Source organism: Campylobacter troglodytis (assembly GCF_006864425.1).
Lineage (GTDB): Bacteria > Campylobacterota > Campylobacteria > Campylobacterales > Campylobacteraceae > Campylobacter_D > Campylobacter_D troglodytis.
In genome coordinates this window covers 22,794-29,028 of record NZ_QHLI01000037.1, presented here as the reverse complement: position 1 = coordinate 29,028, position 6,235 = coordinate 22,794, and the positions used below count along the sequence as shown (strand labels likewise).

Sequence of the window (6,235 nt, the reverse complement as noted above, 5' to 3'; positions counted from 1 at the left end):
CATACAAGAAGCTCTTCTAGCCCCTCTTTTATGTAGGCTTTTGTGATGATAAAGGAGTGTTTTGAGGTGATTAGGGATGAGTGAGCTGCTTTCATTTTTATCCTTTTAGCTTTGTGCTGTTTGAATTTTGTTTTGCTTTTGTTTAAAATACTTGCTTTAAATACTTTTTTTAAATTTGCTTGAATTTATTTGTCTTACTTGTTTGCTTTGAATTTGTTTAAAATACTTACTTTATTTTTGCTTTGCTTAATTTTACTGAATTTATCTTGCTTACCTTGAATTTATCTTGTTTTACTCGATTTCTTTTGCTTGTTTGTTTTGAATTTATCTTGTTTAAAAACATTTAAAAGCCTTTTAAAAATACTTAAAGCCCTTTTAAAAACCCTTTAAAAATCCTAAATTATACCCTAAATTCATAAATTTTTAAACTCCTTGTCTTGTTTTTGCCTATCTTTTGTCTATCTTAAAGACAGCCTAACTTAGGCTAAAAGCTGATAAAGGCATTGACAAGAAGCATTAAAGATGAGCAAGTAGCTGGAATTTAGCTAGAATTTAATAGGCTTTAGGCTGTGAATTTAGCTTTTAACTTAGCTTTTAATTAGGCTTTGAAGTTAGAGCTTAAACTTGAAATTAAAGGACTTGAAGGCTTTAATTTAAAGTGTGAATTTAAAGTTAAGGAATTTGACAGTTTGAATTTGAAACTAAAGAACTTATAAATTTAAATTAAATTTAAAGGCTAATTCAAAGTTGAACTTAAATAGCTTGGGCTTGAAAGGCGTAAAAGGGGCTTTGAATTTGAAAGTTTAAAGAAGCTTAAGACTTAAGCTTAAATTTAAAGGATTTGGAAGTGTGAATTTGAATTTAAAGAGCTTAAAAACTTAAACTTGAAGTTAAAGGCTTAATTTCAAGCTTGATTTAAGCTTAATTTATCTACTTCTTTTCAAAGTTTAAATTTAAATTAGCCTTAAATTCTTTGCTTGGGCTTGAAGTTTTGGGTTGAGGCTTGCATTTAAGGAAGTTTGAAGGACTTGAAATTTAAACTTCTTAATTAGAAACTATCAATCACCACCTTTGATAAAATAAGTTTAAATTTAAAGTAAATAAAATAGAAATTTAACTTAAATTTAAATCGAGCTTTATTGAAAATGATAAAAGAAAAATACCTTAAATTAGTTTGAAAGTGAGGTATAAAAAAGTGGGGGGGGAAGAGTTGTTAAGACGGCCTAGTGCCGTCTTTAAAATTATTTTTTCTTCTTAGCAAGTTTGCCTGAGGCTACTGCTTCTTTAAGGTTTTTACCTACCTTAAATTTAGCGACCTTAGTAGCAGGAACTTGAATGGTCTTGCCTGTGCTTGGAACCCTTGCTGTTCTGGCTGCTCTTTTGGCAGTTGAGAAGGTGCCAAAGCCTATGAAAGAAATGCTATCGCCCTTTGTTAAAAGCTCGATGACAGTGGATACGAAAGCATCGGTGGCTAGTGTAGCATCCTTTTTTGTAAGCCCTGATTGTTGGGCAACTTTTGAGATAAAATCTGCCTTAGTCATAACGACTCCTTTTGCTTGAATTAAAACGGCTTGATTTTAACATAATTTTTTACACTAAGTCAAGGATTTTTAATAATTATTGCTAAGAAAATGTAAATTTTTTCTAAATTTAGCTAATTCTTAGCAAAATTTAGCTCTATAATATTCAAATTTCCCACTCTCATCGATCTCATTTCCAAATTTTTCATAAAGTTGATAATAAAATTTAACAAAACTAAGGCATTTTTCTTCCTTTGGCAAGAAGATCTCATCCTTAAAAAGGCAAAAAAGCTCTAAAAATTCCTTGGCATCTCTTCTTTGAAGATAAATTCTTGCTAGTTTAAGATAGCTTTCAAAAAAAAGCTTCTTCCATCTTTCATAGCCTTGTTTGCTAAAATCTATACTCAAGTTTTCACCGTCAAAGTCAAGCACCTCGCTTTGAAAAAGCAAATGCAAGTGTATAAGCCCCTCTGTATAATAAGGCTTTACCTCCTCCACTCTTTGCCAGGCTATCAAAGAAATAGCCCTTTTAATCAGATCATAAAAAACAGGAAGGATAAGCCCTTCATCCTCGTGCAAGAAAAAATTCACAAGCCCTCCTGCTGTGGCTTTAAACTCCTCTATATTTTTAAAAACCCCGCTTTGATTCATAAGCCTTTCGCTGTTTTGAGCTATGAAAAAGATATGTCCAAATTCGTGTCCTATGGTAGAAACCTCATAAACCTTCTTCCAAATTTTTTCCTGGCAAAATAAAAGATCCCTTCCATAATCCAAAAACTCCTCATCAAAAACCTCGCTAGCAAGTCTCATAAAGGGTCTTGTTTTGGCATTTTCATAAACAAAATTCAAAAAGGCAAAGATCTTCTTTCCACCCCTTGCGCTAACAAATTCATCATTTGGCACGACCTGGGCTGAAAAAAGTCCGTTAAGCTCTGTACCATAATAAAGCATAGGCATACAAATATAAAGCTGGGTTTTGTTTAGATTATGTAGCACCTCACTTTGAAGTGCCTTATCTTTAAGCTCTATCTTTTGGCATAAAAGCTCAAAGCTTTCTTTGATCTCTTTTGTGAATTTATCCTCCTTAAATTCGCTTTCATCATTTAAGCGAAGATCCCACTCCAAGGCAACAGCGTGGGTGTATTTATCCTCATAATACTCCAAAGGATGCCCCACTTGCAAAGGAGACCGTAGATCAAGCCAGGCAAGCTCAGCCTCTTGCCATCTTGTAATTACCTTATCATTATCCTCCTCGCAAAAGGCAAGTTTAAGCTTGTCAAAATACCTTAAATATGCAAGATGCTCCTCCTCTTTTGCCTTGCTTTTAAGCTTAGTTATTAGCTCATTAAAGGCTTTTTCTAGCCTTGAGCTTTCTTTTTTAAAGCACAGAGCATAAGGTAAAAAACTCCATTTATCATTTATGCGAACAAGGCAGCCATAAGATCTTTCACAAGGTGCTCCTTCTTGATCCCTTTGATAAAGACCGTTTTTGTTTAAAAAGTTTAAAGCATCTTCTAGGCTTTGAAATTCAGTAGCCAAAAGCTCGTTATTTGTTTGAAGGATCTTTTTGCTCCAAGCCTTTGCAAAGTCATTCATCACAAGCCCTATCTTATGAACCCCTTTAATTAATGCCATAAAAAAGGGATCTAAGAGCTTGGCTTCTTCTATCTCTTTAATCAAATTTGTATGCTCTTTTGCATAAAATTTACTAAGCTCATCATAGATTTCGTTTTTTAACTGTTTGATCTTTTCTTGATCAAAGCTAGCCTTTTTAAATTCTTCTATCAAATTTTCTTCTTTTAAATAAGCAAAGCGGTAAATAACAGCCAATATGCTTGTTTTATCCTCTTTTAAGCCACTTAAATTTAACACAGTTAAAAGCTCATCTTGCAATTTTTGTGTTTTTAAACATACTTCAAAAAAGTCATTTAATTTGGCTTTTCGTTTTTTAACAAGTTTGGCAAGTTCTTTGAAATTATTTGACATTTTTATTCCTTTATTTTTTAAATTTCATTATAATTTAATTTAAGAAACAAGGAGTAAAAATGGACAGCATAGAGGCACTAAAGGTAGCCATACAGGATATGGGAGAGGCAAAGCTTAAAACCCTAGCGATGCCAAGCGACACAAATCCAGCGGGTAATATATTTGGGGGATGGATTATGGCTCAAATTGATCTTGCTGGAACCATAGCCACAAAGGAGTTAGCCCCTGAGAGGGTTGTAACTGTGGCTATGGATAAGGTTGTATTCAAAGAGCCCATACTTGTTGGGGATGTTATGTGCTGTTATGCGCAAATTATCAAGGTAGGAAATAGCTCTATGCTAGTACAAGTTGAGGTCATAGTAGAAAGGGTCAGTAAGGACGGCTTTACCTACTGTGTGCCTGTTACTTCGGCTTTGCTGACCTTCATCAGCGTAGATAAGGATGGCAAAAAAAAGCCCATAACAACAGATCTTAAAAAGCTTCACGGATTTTGAGTATGAGTGAGGCTAAGATTAAAACCATCGCTATGCCAAGCGATTTGGACAAGGAAGGTAGGGTGAGTGCTGGCTTTGTGTTTAAGCAGCTAGATCTTGCAGCAGGGGTTGCTGTAAAAGAACTTACAGGGCAAAGAAGCGTAACCATAGCCATGGATAAAATTTGCTTTAAAGAGCCTGTTTTGGTTGGTGATTATGTGCTTTGTTATGCTGAGATCTCAAAGCTTGGCAAAAGCTCCATAGGATTAAGCCTACATATAGATCTTAAAAGGCTTGATGAGAATGGCTTTTCTTTGAGGCAAAAAGCAGTGAGTGCAGAGGCTACCTTTGTAAGCCTTGATAAAAATGGCAAGAAGATCATCCTTGATGATAAGCTTAAAAAAGCTGCCTTGAAGAAGGCTTAGACTATTTTAAATTGGCAATCTTCAACTGTGTCTTGATTTTAACGCTTCCTCTTTTGAATTTAAACTTAGTTTAGGCTGAATTTAACGTGAATTTTTATACTGCTTTTTTGCAAGACTTAAATTAAGTTTTTAAAGATCTAATTTAAGAGATAAGATTAAGGATCTTTGTGAATTTTTAAAGGCATTTTGTAAGAAAATCAAATTTAAAGCTTAGCGTGATTAATTTTAATGGTGCTATCTTAGAGGCAAGTTTAAGCATTAAGGCTCAATTAGAATTAAAGCAAAATGTTTTTAAATTAAAGCTTAGAAAACAAAGCCTTGTTTGCGAATGTCGCCGATCTAAGTTAAGGCATTTTGAGGTGTTTTTTTGTTTCTTGTGAATTTTTTAATTTGTCTAAAAACCATCTCTTGCAACTGAGTAGCAAAAGAGGCTTTGATAGTTTGCTTTATTAAATTTCGTGGTGCTACAAAAGAAAATTTTATCCTTTGCTTAAAAAACAAAATTTAAACGAAAATTTTAAGACAAAATTCTAATCACAATTTACTAAAATCGATAAGATAAAATTCCTTGAAAGTATCTTAAGTCAAATTCTTTTAAGTTTAATTAAGCCATTAAATATATGATGAAAAGAAATTTAAGAAATTTTCTTGCTTAAGGCTTTGTAAATTCTTACCCCACTAGATAATTTAGCCACAGCCTTTTAAATCAAAAACAAAATCTATGAGAGTTTGAAAATTTAAGGTTTTAAGCTCATTTAGAAACTGTGAATTTAAAAAAATTCAAGCTTTAATTTCTGTGTTTATAAATTTGTATGAGGCACGGTTAAAACGCATTTATTTAAGAGCTTAGATAAAATTAACTTTGTACTCAAAGATATGCTCATATAAACTCTTGCAAGCTTTTTTTTGCTTATTTTCAATGGCACTTAAAACTTATTTTGCCACTCACAGTCTCATCTTAAAAGCTCTTTAAATTAAGTTCTGCAAAGATTTAGCTTCATATTAATTTAGGGGTTTTAATATCGCTCTATTTTAAATTTAACCCTTGAATTTGCTTTGCGTGAAGTTTGCTTATATGATATTTTTTGCCTTTGTTGCTCTTAGCTTACCCTAAGAAAGAAGCTCTTTTGAAATTTTTGTCATATTGAGGTTTTGTAGAAACCGAAAGATCTCTTTTTGAATTACGAGATTCTTATCAATGTTTAAAAGGATTTAGAGATATTTTTGCTTCGAGCCCATTGGGTCGCTTTGCTAAAAATGACAAGAGTTTTGAGATACTTCGCCTAAAGGCTCAGTATGACAAACTTTGCGTTATTATGAGATACTCGCAACGCTTAGTATGACAAGAATTTAAAGGCTTTTGTGAATTTTCTTTTGAATTTTCACTTAAATTCAAGGAATTTTTGTAGCCTTTTGAATTTCTAGCACTTTCTAGGGACCCACCCCCAAAACCGCAAGGGAGGGGGCTTTGAAAGAAAATCCTCACCTACAAGGGAAGGGGGGGCTTGTCGTGTGAATTTTCTTTTATATTGTCATTGTGAGCCACATTGTCATATGCTTGCTTCACTTCGTTCGCAAATCTTATGGATTAAGAAAAAGCCTAAATATTTCTAGATTTTCTTGAGATACTTCGCCTAAAGGCTCAGTATGACAAACTTTGCGTTATTATGAGTTACTTAGCACACATTTATAATTACACAATTAACATAAATTCTTTAAATTTAAGCCCAATTTTAAATTTAGCTTTGTTGAATTTAAAAGCTTAGTTTTTAAACAATGTCGATTTTCCATACAAATTTGTTGTTTTGAGTTATTTTATTTAGGCTACACC

5 protein-coding genes are annotated in these 6,235 nt (G+C 33.0%); 2 read left to right on the top strand and 3 right to left on the bottom strand.

Going from position 1 to position 6,235, the window contains the following annotated elements; translation table 11 throughout:
- Window positions 1-1,241: 1,241 nt before the first annotated feature.
- Both DMC01_RS08395 and ciaB read right to left on the bottom strand, forming a co-directional pair.
- Window positions 1,242-1,541 carry an HU family DNA-binding protein gene (locus DMC01_RS08395; RefSeq protein WP_142693790.1) on the bottom strand — a complete coding sequence of 100 codons (300 nt, stop codon included), beginning with the start codon at window positions 1,539-1,541 and terminating at the stop codon, window positions 1,242-1,244.
- 120 nt (window positions 1,542-1,661) lie between these two features.
- Complete coding sequence (gene ciaB / locus DMC01_RS08390) at window positions 1,662-3,506, bottom strand: invasion protein CiaB (RefSeq protein WP_142693789.1); 1,845 nt, start codon at window positions 3,504-3,506, stop codon at window positions 1,662-1,664.
- 89 nt (window positions 3,507-3,595) lie between these two features.
- Between ciaB and DMC01_RS08385 the strand changes: the two genes are divergently transcribed.
- Both DMC01_RS08385 and DMC01_RS08380 read left to right on the top strand, forming a co-directional pair.
- Window positions 3,596-4,000, top strand: coding sequence for an acyl-CoA thioesterase (locus DMC01_RS08385; RefSeq protein ID WP_142693793.1), 405 nt, complete (start codon window positions 3,596-3,598; stop codon window positions 3,998-4,000).
- Window positions 4,001-4,002: 2 nt separating this feature from the next.
- Window positions 4,003-4,404, top strand: a complete 402-nt coding sequence (locus DMC01_RS08380; RefSeq protein WP_142693788.1) for an acyl-CoA thioesterase — start codon at window positions 4,003-4,005, stop codon at window positions 4,402-4,404.
- 1,291 nt (window positions 4,405-5,695) lie between these two features.
- On the opposite strand, the gene DMC01_RS08375 is transcribed toward DMC01_RS08380, so the two are convergent.
- Complete coding sequence (locus DMC01_RS08375; RefSeq protein WP_142693787.1) at window positions 5,696-5,890, bottom strand: hypothetical protein; 195 nt, start codon at window positions 5,888-5,890, stop codon at window positions 5,696-5,698.
- Window positions 5,891-6,235: the final 345 nt, after the last annotated feature.